The following is a 23922-nucleotide window of genomic DNA, read 5'->3' as shown; positions in this document are numbered from 1 at the left end:
GTAAGTGATGAATAGAGTATCAGAAGAACAGTTGAAAGAAGCAATTAATGGATTTCAGTTTGAAGGTAATCTTATCAGTATTAAGCCCTATGGAAGTGGCCATATCAATGATACATATTTGTTGATGTATGAGATTGGAAAAATGGGATCAATAAGAGTGATTTTGCAAAGAGTGAATCAAGAGATTTTTACTAACCCAGTTGAATTAATGCGGAATATTGAAGGAGTCACAACATACTTAAAGAAAATAATAAAGAAAAATGGAGGAGATCCAGAGAGAGAAACATTAAATTTGATTCCGGCAAAAGATGAAAAATATTATTTTGTGGATTCCAAGGGAGAGTACTGGAGATCTTATAAGTATATTACAGATGCAACAAGCTATGATCTTGTGGAAAATCCGAAAGATTTTTATGAAAGCGCAGTAGCATTTGGACATTTTCAAAAATTATTGTCAAATTATCCGGCAGAAACACTGAATGAAACAATTAAGGGATTTCATGATACAGAATCTAGATTGAATGCATTTAAGGAGGCTGTTGAAAAAGATAGCTTTGGACGTGCAGCAAAAGTACAAAAGGAGATTCAGTTTGTCCTTGAGCGTGAAGAAATAGCAAGTGTTTTTGGAAAACTATTGGCAAAAGGCGAGATCCCATTACGAGTAACACATAATGATACAAAGTTAAATAATATTATGATAGATTACGCTACAGGAAAAGGACTCTGTGTAATAGATTTAGATACGATTATGCCAGGACTGGCGATGAATGATTTTGGCGATTCTATTCGCTTTGGTGCGAGTACAGCAGCAGAGGATGAAAAAGATTTAGAGAAGGTTACTTGTAGTATGGAGTTATTTGAACTTTATACTAAAGGTTTTCTTGAAGAATGTAGAGAACAATTGACAACAAAAGAAATAGAACTTTTGCCAATGGGAGCTAAGGTGATGACTTTTGAATGCGGAATACGATTCCTGACGGATTATCTTGAAGGAGATCATTATTTTAAGATTCATAGAGAAGACCATAATCTGGATAGATGTCGAACACAATTTAAGCTTGTTGCAGACATGGAAAAGAAATGGGATTTAATGCAGAAGATTGTTGAAAAATACCAATAACAAGGGAAAATATATATGAGAAATATTGTATTTCATAAAGAGACAAAGACATTTCATTTATATAATGATAAAATAAGCTACATTATGTGTGTGTTAGAAAACAGACATATGGGCCAGATTTATTTTGGAAAGAAAATTCATGATAAAAAGGATTTTTCTTATCTGGTAGAGAAAATAGAACGTCCGATGACTTCCTATGTATATGAAGGGAACAAAAGTTTCTCATTGGAGCATATTCGACAGGAATATCCGGTATATGGGACAACGGACTATCGTCATCCTGCGATTGAAATATTACAGAAAAATGGAAGCAGAATCTCAGAATTTAAATATGATGGATATCAGATTTTACCAGGAAAGCCAAAACTTCAGGGACTTCCGTCTACTTATACAGAAACTGAAGAAGAAGCGATGACGCTTAAGATCTTTTTGAAAGATTCTCTTACGGGGATTGTAGTGGAATTGCTGTATACGATCTTTTCTGAATACAGTGCGATTGCCAGAAGTGTCTGTATAAAAAACACAGGGACAATGCCGGTACATTTGCTTACAGCAATGAGTTTAAATCTGGATCTTCCGGATAAAGATTATGTTTGGATGCAACTGTCTGGTGCATGGGCTAGAGAACGGTACGTGAAGATGAGGACTTTGGAACAGGGCATTACGGCAATTGATAGCATGCGTGGAAATTCTTCGCATGAACAGAATCCGTTCATGGTTCTTAAAAGAAAAAATACAGATGAATCTAAGGGAGAAGCAATAGGATTCAGTTTCATTTATAGCGGTAATTTTAGGATTCAGGCAGAAGTAGATACACATGATGTGACGCGAGTTACAGTAGGAATTAATCCAAATGGATTTGACTGGAAATTAGAATCAGGAGAAAGTTTTCAGACGCCAGAGGCAGTGATGCTTTACTCGGATAATGGACTTAATGAGATGAGTCAGAATTTTCATAAATTATATGCAAAGCGTCTTGCACGAGGGTATTGGCGTGATCGCGTCAGACCAATATTGAACAATAATTGGGAAGCAACATATTTTGATTTCACAGAAGAACGTTTGGTGAAAATTGCAGAGAAAGCAAAGGAATGCGGTATCGAATTATTTGTTCTTGATGATGGATGGTTTGGTGAACGTAGAAATGATAGTGCCGGATTGGGAGACTGGATAGTAAACAAGGAATTGCTTCCGAATGGGATTGAAGGTCTGGCAGATCGCATAGAAAATCTTGGTATGCAATTTGGTTTATGGATTGAACCAGAAATGGTAAATAAGGATTCAGACCTATATCGTCAACATCCAGATTGGATCTTACAAACACCGGGAAGAACGAGTTCACATGGACGTAATCAATATGTATTAGATTTTTCAAGAAAAGAGATTGTTGATTACATCTATACAATGATTTCAAAGATTCTTTCGAATGCAAAGATCTCATACATAAAATGGGATATGAACAGAAGCATTACAGAGTGTTATAGCATTGCTTATCCAGCAGGACGACAGGGAGAAATATTCCATCGTTATATACTTGGAGTGTATGATTTGTATGAAAGATTGACATCGGAATTTCCGAAAATCTTATTTGAGTCTTGTGCAAGCGGAGGAGGACGATTTGATCCGGGAATGCTTTATTATGCACCACAAGGATGGACAAGCGATGATTCTGATGCTATTGAAAGATTGAAAATCCAATATGGAACATCGATGTGTTATCCAATCAGCAGCATGGGAAGTCATGTGTCTGTAATACCAAATCATCAGGTGTTTCGAAATACACCGTTACATACAAGAGCAAATGTGGCCTATTTTGGAACATTTGGTTACGAGTTGGATTTGAATAAATTATCTGATACTGAAATTGAAGAGGTAAAGGCACAAATTTTATTTATGAAAAAGTATCGTCAGTTGATACAATTTGGAACATTTTACAGATTGAAAAGTCCATTTGAGGGAAATGAAACCATTTGGATGGTAGTTAATGAAGAGAAAACGACAGCACTTGTAGGATATTATCGAGTGTTGAATGGAGTAAATCAACCATATAGCAGAATTAAGCTTCAGGGGCTTGATCCTAATAAGCTCTATGATAATATATTAGCAAAGACGGAGCATTATGGGGATGAATTGATGAATCTTGGTCTTATTACAACGGATGTTACAGCAGGTCAAGTTCCAGGGAATGCGATACCTTGTACGGATTTTGAATCAAGGATTTATATTTTAAGAGAAAAAAACATATAGAACCAGACAGGGACGGGGATTTCCGGCTTTTTTCGTAGAAAAAAAGCCGGAAATCCCCGTCCCTGTCTGGTTCTGCAAAATAAAAAACCCATGCATTCACATGGGTTTCTGCCTAGTGCGGAAGAAGAGACTTGAACTCTCACAGGATAAACTCCCACTAGAACCTGAATCTAGCGCGTCTGCCATTCCGCCACTTCCGCTCGACAAGTGATAGTATATCAATAATTGGATAGTTTGTAAACCCTAAAACTCTAAAAAAATAAAAAAAGTTAATTTGTTCAAATAATATAAAAAATCAGAAAATTTAGAAAAAAAGTAGGAATGTAAAAATTATTGTTATTTTTTTGACCTTTTTAATAAAATGAGGTACAATAACACTTGTAGCAAAAAATGAAATCGAGTCAGAATACTTGAATATTTATTAGGAGGGAACAAGTAATGGCAAGAAAAACATTAAAAGAGCAAAAAGCAGCTAAAGCGTTAAAGACAGCAGAACAGACAGCGTTAAAGAATGAGACAGCAGCAGAGGCAACAGCAGAGGCAGCAACATCTTCTATAAAAGAAACAAAGACAACAGAGACAGTAAAAGAAGAAGTTAAAAAAGTTGAGACTAAAAAAGTAGAACCTAAGAAGGTAGAAGCAAAACCAGCTCCAAAGGCAATCTCAACTCAGAAAGATACAACAAAAGGAATTGAGACAAAAGCAGCAGTTCTTGTAGATGCACCGGCAAAAGAAGAGAAAGCACCTGCAAAGAAAACAGCAGCAAAGAAAGCACCTGCAAAGAAGACAACAGCAAAGAAAGCTGAAGTAAAAACAGAGATGTTCCTTCAGTTCGCAGGAAAAGAATATACAGAAAAAGAAATCTTCCAGAAAGTAAAAGACGTTTGGACAAAAGTTCTTAAGAATAAAGTTGGCGATTTGAAAGACGTTAAGATTTACTTAAAACCAGAAGATTCAGCAGCTTACTATGTAATCAACGGAGATACAACAGGTAGAGTTGAACTGTAAGATTAAATAAGAAAAGTGTAAGAACATACATAAAAGGAGAAGTGATATTGACAGGATATCATTTCTCCTTTTTAAGTTGCCATGCATACGACAAAAGGAGTAAGATAGAGTTATCTCAGTCGAGAAGACTCCCACCTCTTCAGGTGGTGAGTAATAATAAATTTGTCTCAGTGGGAGTCCAATCTCCGACTGAGATAAACGCTCCGCGAGGATGCGCAGTGATTCTGATAGGAATATGTCAGCTTTGCTGACCAGAATCACGCGCCAAGTCTCACGGACGTTCGACTTGAATAGAAAAGTAATGGAGGACTATAAAATGAATCGCTTAGAACAACAGCTCCAGTTCATTCTGGAAATTGATAAAGTAAAAAAGATTATACGTCAGACACCGCTTTCAGATGCATCACGCAAGGAGAATGATGCAGAGCATTCCTGGCATATCGCATTGATGGCATACCTGCTTCAGGAATACGCAGAGGAACCGGTTGAAGTATCAAAAGTAATGTTAATGGTACTGATCCATGATCTGGTGGAGATTGATGCCGGTGATACCTATGCATATGATGAGGAAGGTGCAAAAACAAAGGATGAGCGAGAAAGAAAGGCAGCTGAACATATTTTCGGAATGTTACCGGAAGATCAAGGAATGTATTTGAAAGCCTTGTGGGAAGAATTTGAAGCGTACGAGACAGCAGAGGCGAAGTATGCACATTTGCTTGATAATTTCCAGCCATTATTGTTAAATGATGCCGCTGGTGGAATTAGTTGGACAGAGCATCAAGTGAAGAAATCACAAATTTATAAAAGAAATGAAAAAGTAGAAGAAACATCTGCGACTATCTGGAAGTGTATGCAAGATAAAATAGATAAGCACATTCAGGCAGGTCATGTTTTGGATGAGTAATGTAAGTTGGGCACTTTATAGACGTGCAGGAGATTAATACAAGGGGTGATATGTGATGTATGAGAAAGAAATAGAACAGTTACAGAAGATGATAGATGAAAGTCAGAATATTGTCTTTTTTGGAGGCGCAGGAGTATCGACGGAGAGTGGAATCCCGGATTTTAGAAGTGCGGATGGTATTTATCATCAGTCTTATAAATATTCACCGGAACAAGTAGTGAGTCATTCTTTTTTTATACAGCATACAGAAGCTTTTTACGAATTCTATAAAGAGAAAATGATGATGCTGGATGCGAAGCCGAATGCGGCACATAGAAAGCTTGCAGAGTTGGAAGCAGCAGGAAAGCTGAAGGCAGTTGTAACACAGAATATCGACGGGCTGCATCAGGCGGCAGGGAGCAAAACGGTATATGAATTACATGGAAGTATTATGAGAAATTATTGCATGGATTGTCATGAATTTTATGATGCGGAATATGTGAAAAGTTCTGATGGAATACCAAGATGTAAAAAATGTGGAGGGATTATTAAACCAGATGTTGTTCTTTATGAAGAAGGATTGGATTCTGCAACGATCCAAGGTGCTGTAAATGCAATCAGCCAGGCAGATATGTTGATCATTGGAGGCACTTCATTGGTCGTATATCCGGCGGCCGGATTTATTGATTACTTCAATGGAAAATATTTGGCAGTGATCAATAAATCGGAGACCGGAAGGGCTGTGCGGTCGAATTTGACGATTTCAGCCCCAATTGGAGAAGTGATGGAGAAAATTTTTGTTTGAGCTATTTGCATGTGATATTAAAAGCAGTTAAATTTGCAACGTTCTCAATCATGAAAAATAAATTATTTTGTTGTATTACGGCGAATTAATACAGGGGCAATTTGTTTATGAACAGGTTCACCTAATGGTTTGGGAACACGCTTTTTCTGCTCTTCCATCTGTTGGACAAGAAGATCCATGGCAGTCTTTGCAATCACATCAATCTGCTGGCCGATGGTTGTGATCGGAAGGATTGCCTCGCTGGCAATCGGAGAGTTGTCAAATCCAACAATCTCATAAGTAGAAGGAAATGTTCCATATTTTTGGAAAATTAAATTAAGAAACATATTAGCATAGGTATCATTCGCAAGAAAGATACCTTTTTTTTGATTGGGGTATTTTGCTTCTATTTTATTGAAAATCTCTCGGATTACGTTTAAAATCTCATGATAAGAATCACCTTCTACACTAAGATCTATATCATACGGAACATGATATTCTTCGCAAGTAGCCTGAAAGGCCCGGATTCGGTCATAAGCCGGGGCGGATTTATTCACATTGACATTTATATGAATTAATATGTCACATTTATCCCGAATCAACAGGGAAGTAGCTTGAAGTGCACCCATATAGTTATCAGTATTGACACTGCTGATATATTCTGCTTCGCGTTCAATCGCGATGACAGGAATCTGATAGGAAGCAAGTTTCTCAGATGGAAGAGTGTGACTTAAAACAATCAGTCCTTCAATCTGATAAGACAGAAGTTCTTCAATGTACTGTTGTTCTTCTTCAGCGCCATGTTCACTGGCGAAAACAAGAAATTTATAGTGATAATCACTGTAGCTGGAAAGGAATTGTGTCAGCATCTCAGAATAATAGTGCAGGTAAAGGTTTGGAACAATGATTCCGATAAATTCGCTTTTTCCATTTGCCAGAACCTTTGCCAGCTTATTCTTTTTATATCCAAGTGTATCAAGAGCCTGTGAAATCTTTTCCTGGTTTTCAACTGTCAGTGAATCCGGGTGATTGAAATATCTTGATATTGTAGTTTTTGAAAAATTGGTGTATTCCGCAATATCTGCAAAAGTTACCTGTTTTTTACTCATAAAATTGAATCTCCTTCAATATGATGGCTGATGGTTAATAATATCTTTCAGTATAGCAATTTTCATGGAAAAATGCAATGCTAAAATAACCGGTCTCGTAACCGGTTATTTTAGCGCACAAAAGTGTTGACAGAAAGAGAAGAATATAGTAATATCAAACTACAAAGTAACCGGTTACGTAACCGGTTTTTCGTAAAGTTAAAGGAATGGAGGAACAAGTGCATGAAAAGAATGCAAAATCAAGCAAAGTCCGTAAGCAAACGAACGTGGAGAGAAAAGATGATTTATATGAAGAAAAACTGGCAGTTATATCTTTTCTTCCTAATGCCAGGGCTTTTACTGACAATTATTTTTAAGTATCTCCCAATGGGTGGTCTCCTGATAGCGTTTGAAGACTACAATGTAATAAAAGGAGTTCTAGGTAGTCCATGGGTAGGACTTGAGTATTTTAGGCGATTTTTATCTTCACCAGATTTTATGAATTATCTGATGAATACATTAAAATTGAGTATCTATGGACTGTTGTGGGGGTTCCCGGTTCCGATTATTCTTGCATTGCTTCTAAATCGCATCCGTAAGACAGGGATTAAAAAGAAAGTTCAGCTTTTGATCTATATGCCGAATTTTATTTCAGTCATCGTACTTTGCGGTATGGTTCGCATGCTTTTATCACCTGTAGGACCGTTGAATAAAGCACTCGGAATTAGCACAAACTGGATGACAATGCCTTCTGCATTCCGGACAATTTATATTGCAAGCGGAATCTGGCAAGCAGCAGGATGGTCATCTATCATGTATACAGCAGCATTGGCAAATGCAAGCAAGGAGCTGGAAGAAGCAGCGATCATGGATGGAGCTAATCTTCTGCAGCAGATCTGGTATGTAGAGTTGCCGGCAATTAAAAATATTATTGTAATTCAGTTTATTTTACAGGCCGGAAACATTATGAGTATAGGTTTTGAAAAAGCATATGCTTTACAGACAGACATGAACTTGCCGGCATCAGAAATCCTGTCTACATATGTATATCGTATTGGACTTCTGAACGGAGATTATGGATATTCGACAGCGGTAGGTCTATTCAATTCGGTTGTAAATGTTATCTTGTTGATCTTTGTAAACTGGGTTGTTAAGAAACTGAATGACGGAGAAGGATTATAGAAAAGAGGGAGAAGAGATGGAGAAAAAAAAGAAGAAAAAATATTCAAGGACAGACCAAGTAATCCTTGGAATCGGATTTACCATTCTTGGTTTATTCGTCCTTTCTATAGCAATACCGATTATCTATGTAGTACTTGCATCCTTTATGGATCCGACTGTTTTGAATAACCAGGGATTGAGTTTTAATATTAAGGACTGGACATTAGATGCATATCGAAGAGTATTAGAGAATGAAATGATCTGGCGTGGCTTTTTAAATTCCTTCCTGTATTCACTTGCATTTACAGTTATTTCTGTTTTTGTGACATTATTGGCAGCGTATCCGCTGTCCAAAAAAGAATTTGTAGGAAGAAAGATTTTTAATATTATTTTCTTAATTACTATGTTTTTTGGCGGTGGAATGATTCCTACATTCATTTTGATCAATCAACTGCATATGGTTAATACAGTGTGGGCAATCCTGATTCCAGGAGCATTTAATGTATGGAATATGATTCTTGCAAGAACTTATTATCAGTCAATTCCAACAGAATTAAGAGAAGCATCTGCAATTGATGGAGCGAATGAAATCCAACATTTCTTTAAAATTATGATTCCGGTATGTAAGCCAATCATTGCAGTACTGGCGCTTTGGTCTTTCGTTGGAATGTGGAACAGTTATTTCGACGCAATGATTTATTTGAATGATGCGAATTTGCAGCCATTACAGTTAGTGCTCCGTTCTATCTTAGTACAGAATACACCACAGCCGGGCATGATTGCCGATATTCAGAGCACAGCGGAAATGGCAAAAATAGCAGAACAGCTCAAATATGCAACCATTGTAGTATCAAGTTTACCACTGTTAGTAATGTACCCATTCTTCCAGAAGTACTTTGATAAAGGAATTATGGTTGGATCGGTAAAAGGCTAATAAGAAAGGAACGATACAGATATGAAGAAAAGAAAAGTAAATGCATTACTTGCAATTGTACTGTCTATGACGATGATGGTAGGAGTTGCAGGATGTGGAAAAGAGCAGCAGCTTGCAGCTGAAATTGATCCGGATACACCTGTATCGGAAGTGCAGTTTCCATTGAAGGAAACCGCAGAACTTTCATTTATTACAAGTGCACCGGCTACATCAACACAGGAGCCAAATGAACGAGTAATCTTTCAGAGAATGGAAGAGCAGACGAATGTTCATATTGATTGGACTTGTTTTGTATCGGATCAGTTTTCTGATAAGAAAAATCTGGCACTTGCTCAATTTGGAAATCTACCGGACGGATTATTCAATGCAGGTATGAGCGATTATGATCTATTGCGTTATGCAAAGCAGGGTATCATTATCCCATTGGAAAATCTGATAGATAAATATATGCCGAATTTACAGGCAGTATTTGATAAATATCCAGAATATAGGACAATGTGTACAGCACCAGATGGACATATTTATTCATTCCCTTGGATTGAACAGCTTGGAGCCGGGAAAGAAGCCATTCAGGCAATCGGAGATATTCCATATATTAACAAAAAATGGCTGGATTATCTAGGACTTGAGATTCCGACAACAACAGATGAATTGGAACAGGTATTGATTCAATTCCGTGATCATGCAGATGAGCTTGAAAAAGAATTTTCAATTGAAGGTAATGTGATTCCAATGTCATTTATTATCAATAATGGAGACCAAGATCCGGCAATTTTAATCAATGGGTTTGGAAAAGGTTATGGAGATACGGGAGATCATTTCGCTGTAACGGATGAAGGAAAAGTTATTTACACAACTGTTCAGGAAGGTTATAAAGAAGGAATTGAATGGTTACATAAACTTGTGACAGAGGATTTAGTTGACCCAGAAGCATTTACACAAGAGTGGTCTACCTATGTAGCAAAAGGTAAGAACCATCGATATGGTCTCTGTTTTACATGGGACATTGCAAATATTGATAACAATGAAGATTATGTGATGCTACCGGCGCTGACGGGGCCGAATGGCATGAGAAATATCACGAGACAGAACAACAGTGAAACAAGTGGATTTGACCGTGGAAGATGTGTTCTTACATCAAGTTGTCGGAATACAGCACTTGCTGCTGCATGGATTGACCAGATGTATGCACCACTTCAATCACCACAGAATAACTGGGGAACTTATGGAGAAAAGGACTCCTTTAACATTTTTGAACTGTCTACAAACAAAGATGGTGGAAAAATGCTAAAGCATATGGATCTTGGAAAACAGTCTCCGGTAGAAGTGCGTGAGGCACAATCGGTAAATGGTCCTCTTGCAGTTTTAAATGAATATTATGATGTATATGTAACACAGCCAGAAGATGCAAAATGGCGTTTGGATAATATGCATGAAACTTATTTACAGGATATGAACAGTAAATATGTTTATCCAAATGTGTTTATGAGCATTGATGATACGAATAAAGTATCTCAGTACGATACAGATATAAAAAAATATGCAGAACAGAAGAAAGCAGACTGGATTCTGAATGGAGGAATTGAAAAAGAGTGGGATTCCTATCTGAAGAAAATGGAACAGTATGGACTTTCTGATTATCTTTCAATTAAACAGAAATACTTTGATCAGTATCAGGAGTCATTGAGTGAAGAAAAATAACGATACAAACAATAGGAGAATTTGGATGAGTGAGATGTTAGAAAAGGCTAGAAAATATGAAGATGAACAGGGAAAGCAGATAAAAGCAGAAGACAGACCGGCTTTTCATATAAGTCCGTATATTGGCTGGATGAATGATCCGAATGGATTTTCATATTATCAGGGTGAATACCATTTATTTTATCAGTATAATCCATATGGTACACATTGGGACAGCATGCATTGGGGGCATGTGGTAAGTAAAGATTTATTACATTGGAAATATCTCCCGGTAGCCCTTGCTCCTGACGAAGATTACGATAAGATTGGATGTTTTTCGGGAAGTGCAATAGAGTTGGATGACGGTAGACAATTGCTTATGTATACAGCCGTAGATCATGAAACATTAGAAGATGGAAGTAAAAGAGATATACAGACACAGGCGGTAGCTGTCGGAGATGGAAGAGATTATGTGAAATACGAGAAGAATCCGGTTTTAACAGAAAAGAATCTTCCGGAAGGTGCAAGTAAAGTAGATTTCCGTGATCCAAAAATCTGGAAAGGAAAAGATGGAAACTTCTATTGTGTGATCGGAAGCAGACCGGCAGATGGAAGCGGACAGATTCTTCTTTACAGAAGTGCAAATGGATTTGACTGGGAATTTGTCAGCATCCTTGCAGAAAATAAGAAACGTTTTGGAAAAATGTGGGAATGTCCGGATTTCTTTGAACTGGATGGAAAACACATTCTCCTGACAAGTCCGCAGGATATGTTGCCGGAAGGCTTGGAATATCATAACGGAAACGGCACTTTATGTATCATAGGAGAACTGGACAAGGATACATATACCTTAAAAGAGCAGTTCGCTCAGTCTGTGGATTATGGAATTGATTTTTATGCAATGCAGACGGTGAAAGCACCGGACGGCCGCAGAATTATGATTGGCTGGATGCAGAACTGGGACACATTGGCTCATCGTGATAATGATTCGAAGTGGTTTGCACAAATGAGTTTGCCAAGAGAACTGTCTGTGAAAAATGGAAGACTTTATCAAACTCCAATCAAAGAACTCGATGCACTGCGCAAAAACAGAGTTGAGTACAATGATGTAGTAATAGATAATGATACGATCACATTAGATCGCGTCGAAGGACGAACCATCGACATGGAACTCGTGATACGTCCGGAAGATAAAGAAAATGTATATAAGAAATTCGCATTACGTTTTGCACAGAATGAGAAATTCCATACAGAATTGAGTTTCCGCCCGTATGAGTCTGTATTGAAAATTGACAGAAAATTTTCAGGAACCGAAAGAGCGTTGGTTCATCAGAGAAGATGTCTGGTAAATGGAGATGCAAATGAATTAAAGCTTCGTGTGATTCTTGACAGATTCAGTGCAGAAATATTTATTAATGATGGCGAGCAGGTTATGTCTGCAGTTATATTTACAGAACAAGAGGCAAAAGGAATTTCGTTCTTTGCTGATGGTGCAGCTAAAATCGATGTAGTGAAATATGATCTGATTTAGAAAATACATGATTGAACTTACATTGAGATTGAAAATGCATGGATAATGATAGGGGGATTCCTGGAATGGGAATCTCCTTTGTAGTATAGGAGCATAGTATCGATGATAGAAGAAATGTAGTCGTTTTATGACGGCAGAATGGAGAAAGTGATGAAGAAATATGATGTAGTGGCATTAGGAGAATTATTAATTGATTTTACAGAAAATGGAAAAAGTGCTCAGGGAAACCCACTTTTTGAAGCAAATCCGGGAGGCGCTCCGTGCAATGTACTTGCAATGTTGACAAAACTTGGACGTAAGACAGCATTTATCGGAAAAGTTGGGGAAGACTTTTTTGGAAAACAGTTGAGAGATGCGATAACAGAAGTTAGGATTGATGCTTCTGGATTATGCACAGACAAGGAAATCCATACAACACTGGCGATGGTGCATACTTATCCGGATGGCGACAGAGATTTTTCATTTTATCGAAATCCGGGAGCAGATATGATGCTGAATAAAGAAGAAATTTGTGAAGAACTTATCAAAGAAACAAAAATCTTCCATTTCGGAACATTATCTATGACACATGAAGGGGTACGTGAAGCAACAAAAGAGGCAATTCGCATCGCAGAAGAGTCCGGTGCACTTATTTCCTTTGATCCGAACTTACGTCCTCCGCTTTGGAATTCTTTGGATGAGGCAAAGGAACAGGTGTTATATGGATTAGCACATTGTCAGATTTTGAAAATTTCAGACAATGAGATTCAGTGGCTGACTGGCGAAGAAGATTATACTGAGGGTGTGAACTGGATTAGAGAAAGATATCAGATTCCGCTAATTCTTGTATCTATGGGGAAAGAAGGAAGCCGTGCATATTATAATAGAATTATGGTAGAGGTAAAACCATTCCTTCAGAAAGATACAATTGAGACGACAGGGGCAGGAGATACATTCTGTGGTTGTGTATTACATTATATCTGTGAACATGGAATGGAAGGTTTAGAAGAAGAAAATCTGAAAGAAATGCTGACGTTTGCAAATGCGGCAGCATCTGTGATCACAACAAGAAAAGGTGCGCTGCGCGTAATGCCGACAAGAGATGAGGTTCAGAATCTGCTGGACGAAAGGATGTAATATCAAGTCGAACGTCCGTGAGACTTGGCGCGTGATTCTGGTCAGCGAAGCTGACATATTCTTATCAGAATCACTGCGCATCCTCGCAAAAGTCATTTATATGGTTTCGTGGGAGGCAATCCTGCGGAACCATTTTTGTGGAAATTCAAAAACAAACAAAATACCAAGTACAATTGCAACGGCAATTTTTAAGGTTAGAAATCCGCGGGCAGAAGCTTTGGCAAGCTGGTCTGTCACTACATAGTAGGCGGTCCAATAGATGCCGGCTCCTGGAACCAGCGGGAAAATGCCGGCAATCAAAAAGACTGTTACCGGACAATGGCGATAAACTGCACTGAGGCGGGAGAGGAAAACGACAAGAACGGTCGCAAAAAAGGTAGAAGCGAAAAGTCCGCATCCAGAAAGAAGCAATTTATAACAAAGCCATCCACATCCGCCGATTATACCGCAGTTTACATAATATTGTTTTGGTACTTGAAAAAGCAGGGCAAACGCCATTGTACCAACAGCAGCGTTAAGAAATTCAAAAAATAAATGCATAGACATAACGCAAAGGTCTCCTTTGTAAATATAAGTGGTGAGTGTCATACTGATTAAATTTTAAGGAAGAAGCATACTGCCGACAATCTGGTGATATCCGATTATAATAAGTCCTACTCCCATGGCAATGCTGAAAGTAACAAGAAGAGCATCCAGCATTCGAACAGCTCCGGCGATATAATCCTGGTCTGCAATGTCGCGGATACCATTTGTAAAGGCAACACCGGGAACCAATGGGATAATAGCACCGATGATAATTTCATTTAAATGATGTCCAAGCCCCGTTTGGTAAATGAGTACAGCGATTAAAGTTACGACCATACCGCCGGAAATATTTGTTGCGATTTTTGAGAGGCGTCCTTTTACAAGACATAATAAATAGACATATAAAAGCAGTCCGGCTATAAAAGAAACAATACTATCAATAGCATCACCGCCAAACAGATAGCAAAAGCATCCGCTTCCGATACCGGAAGCAAGAATCTGGCACCATTTGGCCTTTGCCGGTGTTTTCTGGATTGCCCGGAGCTTCTGATATGCTTCAGTGGGACTGTAAATACCCTGCTCAATTTCGCGGGATAATTGGTTGACGGCTGTAACACGATCTAATCGTGTCGCACTCAGAGGAATGTGTCTTACCCAGGCAAAGTTCTGATCAGAATTGCTGTCAGCAGTGAGAAAGAATCCACTGCTTAAGACAAAAGGATCACAAGATTCAATACCATAGGCACGGGCAATTCTGTTAATTGTCTCTTCTACACGAGAAATCTCAGCACCGCTTTCCAGCAGGATATCGCCTGCAAGAGCGGCTGTGTTCAATGCCATTCGATTGTCTTCTTTTTCAAAAGTTTCCAAAATAAATTTCCCCCAGTTATTCTTGTTTTACAAAAAAGCGGATACAAAACGGAAATAGAATCCGAAGTGTATCCGCATCTTTTAAGATTATAGCACATTTTTTACAATTAATCCTGAAATAATTTCATTCCCATCCAACCCTTCATATGTCGGAGCATTTCATCATCAGGATCGAACAAGACAGTACAGAGGGTCTGATTCAATGTAATGATGATAGCATATGTGTTGGCATTTGCATTTCCGGAAGAAAAATCATAGCGTTTTGTTGTGTGATAAGAGTCCAGTCTGTGAGAGTTTTTCGGTGCTATAATTTCTGCATGCTGAATATCAATAGAAAGCTTGTCTTTTCTATTTGCTTTGCTGTAAATTGCTGCAATATCGAGTTCGTGGTTTAACAAGTCATATTCATATTCCACGTTAAAACGAGGAAAGATGAAGTAATAGGCAAGAACACCATATAAAGCAGCTAACATAAATGCAAACAATCCTAAAAACGGAAATCCAAAGAGGATAAGAATCAGGATTGGGAGAAAAGAAAGTACACGTAAAAGTGCAGTCTTTCCGGTTGGTTTACAAGTTACCAGTTGTTCATAATAAGTGTCATTCATGTTAAGAATTCCTTTCTGAATATAAATAATTTATAACCATACTTGCAAGCTTGAAGGTCATAGCATCTTCAAATTTGCGAAGGTCGAGACCTGTCTTTTTCTCTACCTGGTCAAGTCGGTAAATAAGTGTATTGCGGTGCATATGTAATTGTCTGGAAGTCTCGGCAATATTCAGGTTGTTTTGAAGAAATCTGGTAATTGTTATATCTGTTTCGTTATCAAATGAATCAGGAATATCATCACCAAATACTTCATGTAAAAATCCTTCGCAGATTGAAATTGGAAGCTGGTATAGCAAGCGCCCGACTCCAAGCCGGTTATACGGAAATACTGTTTGTTCTGAATAAAATAAATTTCCAACCTTTAAAGCGAGATAGGCACTTTTATAAGCTTCTGAGCATTCCGTAAGGGAATGAAAGCATCCACTGTAAGCCACCTGGATAAAAGAGAGAGCCTCCATATTCAGTGTATCGACAATCGTACGTGCAATCTGTAAAAAATCGTTTTCTGTTTCCGAATCCTTCACAGGACGAAGGACGACCATGCTGGATTCGGTTAAAGGAACCAGATAAGAGTGCGTCTGTGGCGGAAACAGATTCTTTAAAATCTCCGGAATTATTTCATCCAGAGGACCTTTGGTCTTTAATAAAAACAGAATACGTCGTTCCTCAAGATTGATATGCAGTCGAGGAGCTCTTTCTAAAATATCATATATCGGAATCGTTCCGGTTACAAGCCCCTGTAAAAAATGGGTCTTGTTATATTTTTCCTGATAAGCATTACAAAGACAACGTATCTGTGTGAGTGCCTGAATTTCCTCTTCTTCTGTATCAGCTTTTACATCCAGGGTGATGCCTGTAAGCTGTCTGAGATTTTTTAATGCATGTTCAAGTTCTGTGCTATGTTTCATGAAAGCCTCCGTTTATATCTCACTAAGTGTTGCAGATAAAGAGACAAAGGGAGGAGTTGTACAAAAGTACAACCCCTCTCTTATATGTAACCTCGTAATCGCTTGATTCTTTGTGATTACAGGGCGAACTCTTTCTTTTATAATAAACTACTAGTTTGTAATCGTCAACTCAGTATCTTTGTCGAAGAGGTGAATCTTTTCCATATCAAGAGCGAAGATTGCATCATCTCCTGTTCTCAGAGTTGTACGTGGATTAACACGTGCTGTCATCTGAGTTCCTTCTAAGTCGAAATACAAGAATACTTCTGCACCAAGCAATTCATAAACTTTGATCTTAGATTTGATCACGCTGTCAGGAGAGTTGCTGATAAATGCCTGTGAATCATGTACATCTTCAGGACGAATACCAAGAACAACAGTTTTTCCATCATAACCGCCATCGATCAGAGCCTGTTTTTTAGATGCAGGAACTTTTAATACATGCTCACCTACTGTTAATGTAACATCATTTCCATTTACATTAACAAGTGCATCCATGAAGTTCATCTGAGGTGATCCGATGAATCCGGCAACGAACTGGTTACATGGTGAATTGTAAAGGTTCTGAGGAGTATCTACCTGCTGAACAATTCCGTCTTTCATAACAACGATTCTTGTACCAAGTGTCATAGCCTCTGTCTGGTCATGTGTAACGTAGATGATCGTAGCACCTAAATTCTCATGCAGTTTGGAAATCTCGATACGCATCTGAACTCTCAGCTTAGCATCCAGGTTTGAAAGAGGCTCATCCATAAGGAATACCTTAGGATTACGAACGATAGCACGTCCCATAGCAACACGCTGTCTCTGTCCACCGGAAAGAGCTTTGGGTTTACGGTCAAGCAGTTTTTCAAGGTCAAGGATTCTTGCAGCCTCGCGAACTTTTTTATCAATCTCATCTTTTGGAACTTTACGAAGTTTCAAACCGAAAGCCATGTTGTCATATACTGTCATATGTGGGTACAGAGCATAGTTCTGGAATACCATTGCGATATCACGGTCTTTAGGCTCTACATCGTTCATTTTCTTTCCGTCAATTTCAAGAACACCACCGGAAATGTCTTCCAGACCTGCGATCATACGAAGTGTAGTAGATTTACCACATCCTGATGGTCCTACGAAAATGATGAATTCTTTATCTTCGATTTCAAGATTGAAATCTTTTACTGCGTGAAATCCGTTTGGATATATTTTTTCAATTCCTCTTAATGATAAACTTGCCATTTGAAATAGCCTCCTTAAAAATATAGTAATGAGTGTTAAAAGTTTTTGTTTTGTTCTGAGATAAGTATACAAATAAAGCGGGAAATGAACAATGTAACGAGTAACCAAAAAAATAAGAGATGGATGTACATTTTAACCATAAGGAGAAATTGAATGCCCAGATGCAGTAATATTTGACGGAAAGATAAGAATCCGTTACAATGAGCCTTAGAACACCTTATTTTAAGTGTTCAGAGTAAGGTAGAAAAGAGGATGAATGATTATGGCAAATCCAATCGTAACATTTGAGATGGAGAATGGAGACATTATGAAAGCAGAACTGTATCCGGAGATCGCTCCTAATACAGTGAATAACTTTGTATCATTAGTTCAGAAAGGATTCTATGATGGACTGATCTTCCATCGTGTTATCCGTGGATTTATGATCCAGGGAGGATGCCCGAACGGAACAGGTATGGGTGGTCCGGGATATTCAATCAAAGGAGAATTTTCACAGAACGGATTCGAGAATAATCTGAAACATGATCCGGGAGTGCTTTCTATGGCACGTGCAATGCATCCGGATTCAGCAGGATCACAGTTCTTCATCATGCATGAGAAATCACCACATCTGGATGGCGCTTATGCAGCATTTGGTAAGATCACAGAAGGAATGGATATTGTAAATAAGATTGCTGAGACAGCAACAGATTACAGTGACCGTCCACTGGAAGAACAGAAGATGAAGAAGGTTACAGTTGAGACATTCGGCGAAGAATATCAGGAGCCAGAAAGAGCTTAAGTAAAGTGTCAAAGATAAGAGGAGCTGCCGTTTCTATGATGAGAGTTGTAGAACGGGAGCTTTTTTTCGTCTCTTTTCGGAGAATGCTTTACAAAAAAGCCTTCATATTTTAGAATAAGGAACATGAATGTTTACTGATTGCCTTTTGCAGGTAAACAATAAGCATATGTGCCATATAAGGTAAATAAATAATGGAGGTTATGGCCTTATGGAGATGATACAGGCAGAAGAGCTTGTTTATGAATATGAAAAACGAGATGATGAGGGCAATGTAGTCGGAATGCATCGAGCGGTAGATGGTGTGGATATAGATGTCAGACCTGGACAGTTTGTTGCGATTCTTGGACATAATGGCTCTGGAAAATCTACACTCGCAAAGCATATGAATGCAATTCTTGTTCCTACAGGAGGGACGATGTGGGTGAACGGGCGCGATACGAAGGATCCGAATGAGCTGATGAATGTACGTCAATCAGCCGGGATGGTATTTCAGAATCCGGATAACCAGATTATTGGAACTGTCGTAGAAGAGGATGTCGGATTTGGACCAGAGAATTTAGGGGTCCCGACGGATGAGATATGGAAGCGAGTAGAAGACAGTCTCAGGGCTGTAGGTATGTTGGAATATCGTAAAAATTCACCAAATAAATTATCAGGCGGACAGAAACAACGTGTGGCAATTGCAGGTGTAATCGCGATGGAGCCACAGTGTATTGTGTTGGATGAACCAACAGCCATGTTAGACCCGAATGGAAGAAAAGAAGTGCTTCGTACAGTGCATGAACTTCGTAAAAGAAAAAATGTAACAGTTATCTTAATTACACATTATATGGAAGAAGTAGTAGATGCAGACTGGGTATATGTAATGGATAGCGGACATGTGGTGATGCGTGGAACACCGAGACAGATTTTTAGTCAGGTCGATGAATTGAAAAAATATCATCTTGATGTGCCACAGGTTACGATGCTTGCAGAGGAACTTCGAAAGAGAGGAATGGATATTCCAAAGGGAATACTGCATCGTGAAGAACTGGTAGGGTATATTATGAAAGCACAGAAAAAAGACGCATAGAAATGGAGAAACCAATGTCAATAAAACTGGAACATATAAATTATATTTACAATCCAGGTGATGCATATGAAAGACATGCATTGAAGGATATTAATTTGGAAATCCCACAGGGGCAGTTTGTAGGAATTATCGGACATACGGGTTCAGGAAAATCTACATTAATCCAGCATTTAAACGGATTGATCAAAGCAACTTCAGGACAGCTATATTATGAGGGTAAAAACATTTATGAAGCCGGTTATAATATGCGAACACTTAGAACACAGGTCGGACTTGTATTTCAGTATCCAGAGCACCAGTTGTTTGAAGTAGATGTACTGACAGATGTTTGTTTTGGACCTAAAAATCAAGGATTGTCAGAAGACGATTGTATGAAGCGTGCAAAGGAAGCGCTGGAACTTGTACAATTTCCTGAAAAATATTATCGTCAATCACCGTTTGAATTGTCGGGAGGACAAAAGCGAAGAGTGGCGATTGCCGGAGTTCTGGCTATGAAACCGAAAGTTCTTGTGCTGGATGAACCAACCGCAGGACTGGATCCGCAGGGACGGGATGATATTCTGGATCAGATAGCAAGACTTCATAAAGAAACAGATATGACAGTAATTCTTGTATCTCATAGTATGGAAGATATCGCCCGTTACGTGGACAGAATTATTGTAATGAATCATGGAGAGAAGATGTTTGACGGGGAGCCGAAAGCTGTATTTGCACATTATAAAGAGCTGGAACAGATTGGACTTGCAGCTCCGCAGGTGACGTATATTATGCATGACTTAAAAGAAAGAGGGCTGGATGTGCGTACAGATGCCACAACAGTCGAAGAGGCAGCAGACGAGATAATGAGGTGTTACCATGATTAGAGATATTACAATAGGACAGTATTACCCTGCACAAAGTCCGGTTCATCGATTAGATCCAAGGGTGAAGATTATTTGTACGCTGATATTTTTAGTATCGTTGTTTGTACAGAACAGTCTGCTTGGTTATGCAGTTGCAACCATATTTTTAATGATTGTAATCAAAGCAAGCCAAGTTCCGCTCAAATTTATGCTCAAAGGCTTGAAGGCAATCGTTATTTTATTGTTATTTACGGTTGTGATGAATTTATTTTTGACAAAAGGCGGAGAGACACTGGTACATTTCTGGATTTTTACAATTACAGAACAAGGGCTTAGAGTGTCCGTGTTTATGGCAATCCGTTTGATTTATCTGATTGTCGGATCTTCACTTATGACACTGACGACAACACCAAATTCCCTGACAGATGGGATTGAAAGCGTATTAAAACCGCTTAATAAAATAAATGTTCCGGTTCATGAGATTGCGATGATGATGTCAATTGCACTTCGTTTTATTCCAATCCTTTTGGAAGAGACAGATAAGATCATGAAAGCACAGATTGCCCGTGGTGCGGATTTGGAGAGTGGAAATATTATTCAGAAAACAAAAGCAATGGTTCCGATTTTAGTGCCGTTGTTTGTTTCTGCATTTAGAAGAGCAAATGACCTTGCCATGGCAATGGAATCAAGATGTTACTGCGGTGGTGAAGGCAGAACGAAGATGAAACCACTGGTTTATGAAAAAAGAGATTATCTGGCATATACATTTTCAGTTTTTTATCTTGTGGTTGTTATCATTGTGGGACATTTCATTCCATTTAAAGTATGGATCTTTTAAAAATGGAGTATAAGTAGTGAGAAGAATAAAATTAACAGTTGCCTATGACGGCACCGATTATTGTGGCTGGCAGATACAGCCAAACGGAATTACGATTGAAGAGGTATTGAACAAAAAACTGTCAAAACTGACAGGAGAAAACATTGTCATCATTGGTGCAAGCCGGACCGATTCTGGGGTGCATGCGATGGGAAATGTGGCGGTGTTTGATACTAAATCGCCGATTCCGCCGGACCGATTTTCTTATGCGTTGAATCAAAAACTTCCGGATGATATCGTGATAGTAAAATCAGAAGAAGTACCATCCGACTGGCATCCGAGATATCAGGATCATATTGTGAAAACGTATGAATATCATATTTTGAATACAGAGGTTCCAGATCCTACAAAGAGACATAACACATATTTTGTTTCATATAAACTGGACGTTGCGAAAATGCGTGAAGCGGCAGAATATTTGCTTGGCGAACATGATTTTGCAAGCTTTTGCAATATTAGGACGAATGTGGAAGATACGGTCAGAACAATTTACGAATTGGAAGTTTTGGAGTCAGAATGTGCTTATGCGAGAAATGGGCATGCGGCCGGACGAGAGCTGACAATTCGAATTAAGGGAAATGGTTTTCTCTATAATATGGTTCGGATTATTGTCGGGACGCTTCTGCGTGTTGGACGTGGGTTCTATACGCCAGAGCAGGTGAAAGAGATTCTGGAGGCGAAAGATAGACAGGCAGCAGGTGTGACAGCACCGCCGCAGGGACTGATGCTGATGCAGATTGAATATGAGAAATAAGATAAGGTGTAATATTTTCGGGAACGAAAATATTACACCTTTTTAAAACAGAGGGGTTGACAAGGTCCGTCTGTATACGTTACTATAAGCAACAGAGATGACAAAGGCATAGAAGAGAACAAGTAATAGCAATGAGTGAAAACAGAAAGCTGCCGGGTGATGAGAGGCGCATGATACGATTAGCTATGAATACATCTCGGAGCTGCGCACCGAACGGATAACAAGTAGGCTGCGACGGACTGGCAGACGTTAACATGCTAAGGCAATGATAGTTGCTGTTGAGGCAGCAGATGTGAATCTGTTGTGAATAAAGGTGGTACCACGGGAATAATACTCGTCCTTACAATTAGTTGATTGTAAGGACGTTTTTTGTTGTGAACACTTAGCGCGGTTCTATCGAGCTTAGTGAGAACACACACCTCGACACTTGGTGAGGTTCTATCGAACCTAGTGACGATGGTGTTACATTGTTATGAACACTTGAGCGAGGTAGTGTCGCAGAAACGCAGAAACACAATTACAAAAATATAATATAAAAGGAGAACACAAACATGACACTTTACGAAGAATTACAAGCACGTGGCCTGATCGCACAGGTTACAGACGAAGCACTGATTTCTGATTTGATCAACAACGGAAAGGCAACATTTTACATCGGATTTGATCCGACAGCAGATAGCTTACACGTAGGACATTTCATGGCATTATGTCTGATGAAACGTCTGCAGATGGCAGGAAACAAACCAATCGCATTGATTGGTGGCGGTACAGCTATGATCGGTGATCCATCAGGAAGATCTGATATGCGTCAGATGATGACACCGGAGCAGATTCAGCATAACTGTGACTGTTTCAAAGAGCAGATGAGTAAATTCATTGATTTCTCAGAAGGTAAGGCATTGATGGTAAATAATGCTGACTGGCTGATGGATTTGAATTACATCGAAGTACTCCGCGAAGTAGGTGCACATTTCAGCGTAAACCGTATGCTTTCACACGAGTGTTACAAACAGCGTATGGAAAGAGGACTTACATTTCTTGAATTTAACTACATGATCATGCAGAGCTACGATTTCTATGAGTTATTCCAGAATTACGGATGTAACCTACAGTTCGGTGGAGATGACCAGTGGGCAAACATGCTCGGTGGTACAGAGCTGATTCGTCGTAAACTTGGTAAAGATGCAAGTGCTATGACAATCACACTGCTTCTGAACTCAGAAGGTAAAAAGATGGGAAAAACACAGTCAGGTGCTGTTTGGCTTGATCCAAACAAAACATCTCCATTCGATTTCTACCAGTATTGGAGAAATGTAGCGGATGCTGATGTACTTAAATGTATCCGTATGTTGACATTCCTTCCGTTAGAGCAGATTGATGAAATGGATTCATGGGAAGGAAGCCAGTTGAACAAAGCAAAAGAAATCCTTGCATTTGAATTAACAAAACTCGTTCATGGTGAAGAAGAAGCAGTTCGTGCACAGGAAAGCGCCCGTGCATTATTCAGCCAGGGAAATGCAGCTGATATGCCAACAGCAGAATTAACAGAAGAAGATTTGACAGAAGGAACAATTGATATTCTTACATTGCTTGCTAAGAGTGGACTTGTATCTTCAAAATCAGAAGCAAGACGTGCTGTACAGCAGGGCGGAGTTGCAGTAGATGGTGAGAAAGTGACAGATATCTATGCGACAATTGAAAAAGATAAATTTGCAGGAGAAGGAATTGTCCTGAAAAAAGGAAAGAAAAACTTCCGTAAAGTAGTTGTGAAATAGAACTAGTGCCAAACGGGGGCAGACCAACGGGGACGGGGAGACCAATGGGGGACGGAGTTTTCTGGCTTTTTGTTAACAAAAAGCCAGAAAACT

General features: G+C 38.9%; 22 protein-coding genes, 1 tRNA gene and 1 other annotated feature. Of the genes, 16 read left to right on the top strand and 7 right to left on the bottom strand.

The genetic code is table 11. From position 1 onward, the window contains the following. Positions 1–7 precede the first annotated feature (7 nt). Both D8Q48_RS14030 and D8Q48_RS14025 read left to right on the top strand, forming a co-directional pair. The gene (locus D8Q48_RS14030) at positions 8–1120 is read left to right on the top strand and encodes an aminoglycoside phosphotransferase family protein (protein ID WP_118688827.1); all 1113 of its coding nucleotides are present in this window, start codon (positions 8–10) and stop codon (positions 1118–1120) included. A gap of 15 nt (positions 1121–1135) precedes the next feature. Further along, the gene (locus tag D8Q48_RS14025; protein ID WP_121056912.1) at positions 1136–3367 is read left to right on the top strand and encodes an alpha-galactosidase; all 2232 of its coding nucleotides are present in this window, start codon (positions 1136–1138) and stop codon (positions 3365–3367) included. A gap of 116 nt (positions 3368–3483) precedes the next feature. Here the strand turns inward: D8Q48_RS14025 and D8Q48_RS14020 are convergent. Further along, positions 3484–3567: transfer RNA gene (locus D8Q48_RS14020), tRNA-Leu, on the bottom strand. Between the two features lie 238 nt (positions 3568–3805). Here D8Q48_RS14020 and D8Q48_RS14015 point away from each other — a divergent pair. From D8Q48_RS14015 to D8Q48_RS14005, 3 genes are all read left to right on the top strand, one after another. Next, the gene (locus D8Q48_RS14015) at positions 3806–4375 is read left to right on the top strand and encodes a DUF6465 family protein (protein ID WP_207723245.1); all 570 of its coding nucleotides are present in this window, start codon (positions 3806–3808) and stop codon (positions 4373–4375) included. A gap of 316 nt (positions 4376–4691) precedes the next feature. After that, positions 4692–5279, top strand: a complete 588-nt coding sequence (locus tag D8Q48_RS14010; protein ID WP_118688828.1) for an HD domain-containing protein — start codon at positions 4692–4694, stop codon at positions 5277–5279. 55 nt (positions 5280–5334) lie between these two features. Beyond that, positions 5335–6063: an NAD-dependent protein deacylase gene (locus tag D8Q48_RS14005; protein WP_121056910.1), complete on the top strand. Its 729-nt coding sequence runs from the start codon at positions 5335–5337 to the stop codon at positions 6061–6063. A 62-nt stretch (positions 6064–6125) separates the two neighbouring features. Here D8Q48_RS14005 and D8Q48_RS14000 read toward each other — a convergent pair whose 3' ends face one another. Beyond that, entirely contained in the window at positions 6126–7151 is a 1026-nt protein-coding gene (locus D8Q48_RS14000; RefSeq protein WP_117990897.1) for a substrate-binding domain-containing protein, read from the bottom strand. 222 nt (positions 7152–7373) lie between these two features. On the opposite strand from D8Q48_RS14000, the gene D8Q48_RS13995 reads away from it, so the two are divergent. From D8Q48_RS13995 to D8Q48_RS13975, 5 genes are all read left to right on the top strand, one after another. After that, positions 7374–8312 (top strand): ABC transporter permease subunit, encoded by a 939-nt coding sequence (locus D8Q48_RS13995; protein WP_117990900.1) that lies wholly within the window; start codon positions 7374–7376, stop codon positions 8310–8312. Between the two features lie 16 nt (positions 8313–8328). Continuing rightward, complete coding sequence (locus tag D8Q48_RS13990) at positions 8329–9225, top strand: carbohydrate ABC transporter permease (RefSeq protein WP_172697009.1); 897 nt, start codon at positions 8329–8331, stop codon at positions 9223–9225. Positions 9226–9246: 21 nt separating this feature from the next. Then, positions 9247–10926, top strand: a complete 1680-nt coding sequence (locus D8Q48_RS13985; RefSeq protein WP_121056908.1) for an ABC transporter substrate-binding protein — start codon at positions 9247–9249, stop codon at positions 10924–10926. Between the two features lie 25 nt (positions 10927–10951). Then, a complete protein-coding gene (locus D8Q48_RS13980; protein ID WP_121056906.1) occupies positions 10952–12436 on the top strand; it encodes a glycoside hydrolase family 32 protein in 1485 nt (494 codons plus the stop codon). 150 nt (positions 12437–12586) lie between these two features. Next, positions 12587–13552, top strand: a complete 966-nt coding sequence (locus D8Q48_RS13975) for a carbohydrate kinase (RefSeq protein WP_118688835.1) — start codon at positions 12587–12589, stop codon at positions 13550–13552. A 96-nt stretch (positions 13553–13648) separates the two neighbouring features. Here the strand turns inward: D8Q48_RS13975 and D8Q48_RS13970 are convergent, their stop codons facing one another. The 5 genes from D8Q48_RS13970 to ugpC all read right to left on the bottom strand — a co-directional run bounded on the left by D8Q48_RS13970 (position 13649) and on the right by ugpC (position 17728). Further along, on the bottom strand, positions 13649–14098 hold the full coding sequence (locus D8Q48_RS13970; RefSeq protein ID WP_022074632.1) for a threonine/serine exporter family protein: 450 nt from the start codon (positions 14096–14098) through the stop codon (positions 13649–13651). Positions 14099–14152: 54 nt separating this feature from the next. Then, positions 14153–14947 (bottom strand): threonine/serine exporter family protein, encoded by a 795-nt coding sequence (locus D8Q48_RS13965; RefSeq protein WP_330514695.1) that lies wholly within the window; start codon positions 14945–14947, stop codon positions 14153–14155. Between the two features lie 107 nt (positions 14948–15054). Continuing rightward, entirely contained in the window at positions 15055–15555 is a 501-nt protein-coding gene (locus D8Q48_RS13960; RefSeq protein ID WP_121056904.1) for a hypothetical protein, read from the bottom strand. Between the two features lies 1 nt (position 15556). After that, positions 15557–16465, bottom strand: a complete 909-nt coding sequence (locus tag D8Q48_RS13955; protein WP_121056902.1) for a helix-turn-helix domain-containing protein — start codon at positions 16463–16465, stop codon at positions 15557–15559. A gap of 150 nt (positions 16466–16615) precedes the next feature. Next, on the bottom strand, positions 16616–17728 hold the full coding sequence (gene ugpC, locus D8Q48_RS13950) for a sn-glycerol-3-phosphate ABC transporter ATP-binding protein UgpC (RefSeq protein WP_118724972.1): 1113 nt from the start codon (positions 17726–17728) through the stop codon (positions 16616–16618). Positions 17729–17990: 262 nt separating this feature from the next. Between ugpC and D8Q48_RS13945 the strand changes: the two genes are divergently transcribed. From D8Q48_RS13945 to tyrS, 6 genes are all read left to right on the top strand, one after another. Further along, positions 17991–18509: a peptidylprolyl isomerase gene (locus tag D8Q48_RS13945; RefSeq protein WP_022074637.1), complete on the top strand. Its 519-nt coding sequence runs from the start codon at positions 17991–17993 to the stop codon at positions 18507–18509. 208 nt (positions 18510–18717) lie between these two features. After that, positions 18718–19581, top strand: coding sequence for an energy-coupling factor transporter ATPase (locus tag D8Q48_RS13940; RefSeq protein ID WP_118738286.1), 864 nt, complete (start codon positions 18718–18720; stop codon positions 19579–19581). 14 nt (positions 19582–19595) lie between these two features. Beyond that, positions 19596–20444 carry an energy-coupling factor transporter ATPase gene (locus D8Q48_RS13935; protein ID WP_121056900.1) on the top strand — a complete coding sequence of 283 codons (849 nt, stop codon included), beginning with the start codon at positions 19596–19598 and terminating at the stop codon, positions 20442–20444. After that, the gene (locus D8Q48_RS13930) at positions 20437–21261 is read left to right on the top strand and encodes an energy-coupling factor transporter transmembrane component T (RefSeq protein ID WP_117990926.1); all 825 of its coding nucleotides are present in this window, start codon (positions 20437–20439) and stop codon (positions 21259–21261) included. The genes D8Q48_RS13935 and D8Q48_RS13930 overlap by 8 nt, the downstream gene beginning before the upstream one ends. Positions 21262–21277: 16 nt before the next feature. After that, complete coding sequence (gene truA / locus D8Q48_RS13925) at positions 21278–22054, top strand: tRNA pseudouridine(38-40) synthase TruA (protein ID WP_121056898.1); 777 nt, start codon at positions 21278–21280, stop codon at positions 22052–22054. A gap of 100 nt (positions 22055–22154) precedes the next feature. Continuing rightward, positions 22155–22399, top strand: a binding site (T-box leader). 206 nt (positions 22400–22605) lie between these two features. Next, a complete protein-coding gene (gene tyrS, locus D8Q48_RS13920) occupies positions 22606–23829 on the top strand; it encodes a tyrosine--tRNA ligase (protein ID WP_121056896.1) in 1224 nt (407 codons plus the stop codon). The last annotated feature ends 93 nt before the right edge of the window (positions 23830–23922 follow it).

The organism is Ruminococcus sp. B05 (assembly GCF_003628495.1).
Lineage (GTDB): Bacteria > Bacillota > Clostridia > Lachnospirales > Lachnospiraceae > Schaedlerella > Schaedlerella hominis.
The sequence above is the reverse complement of the archived record's forward strand: the minus strand, read 5'-3'. Positions and strand labels throughout refer to the sequence as shown.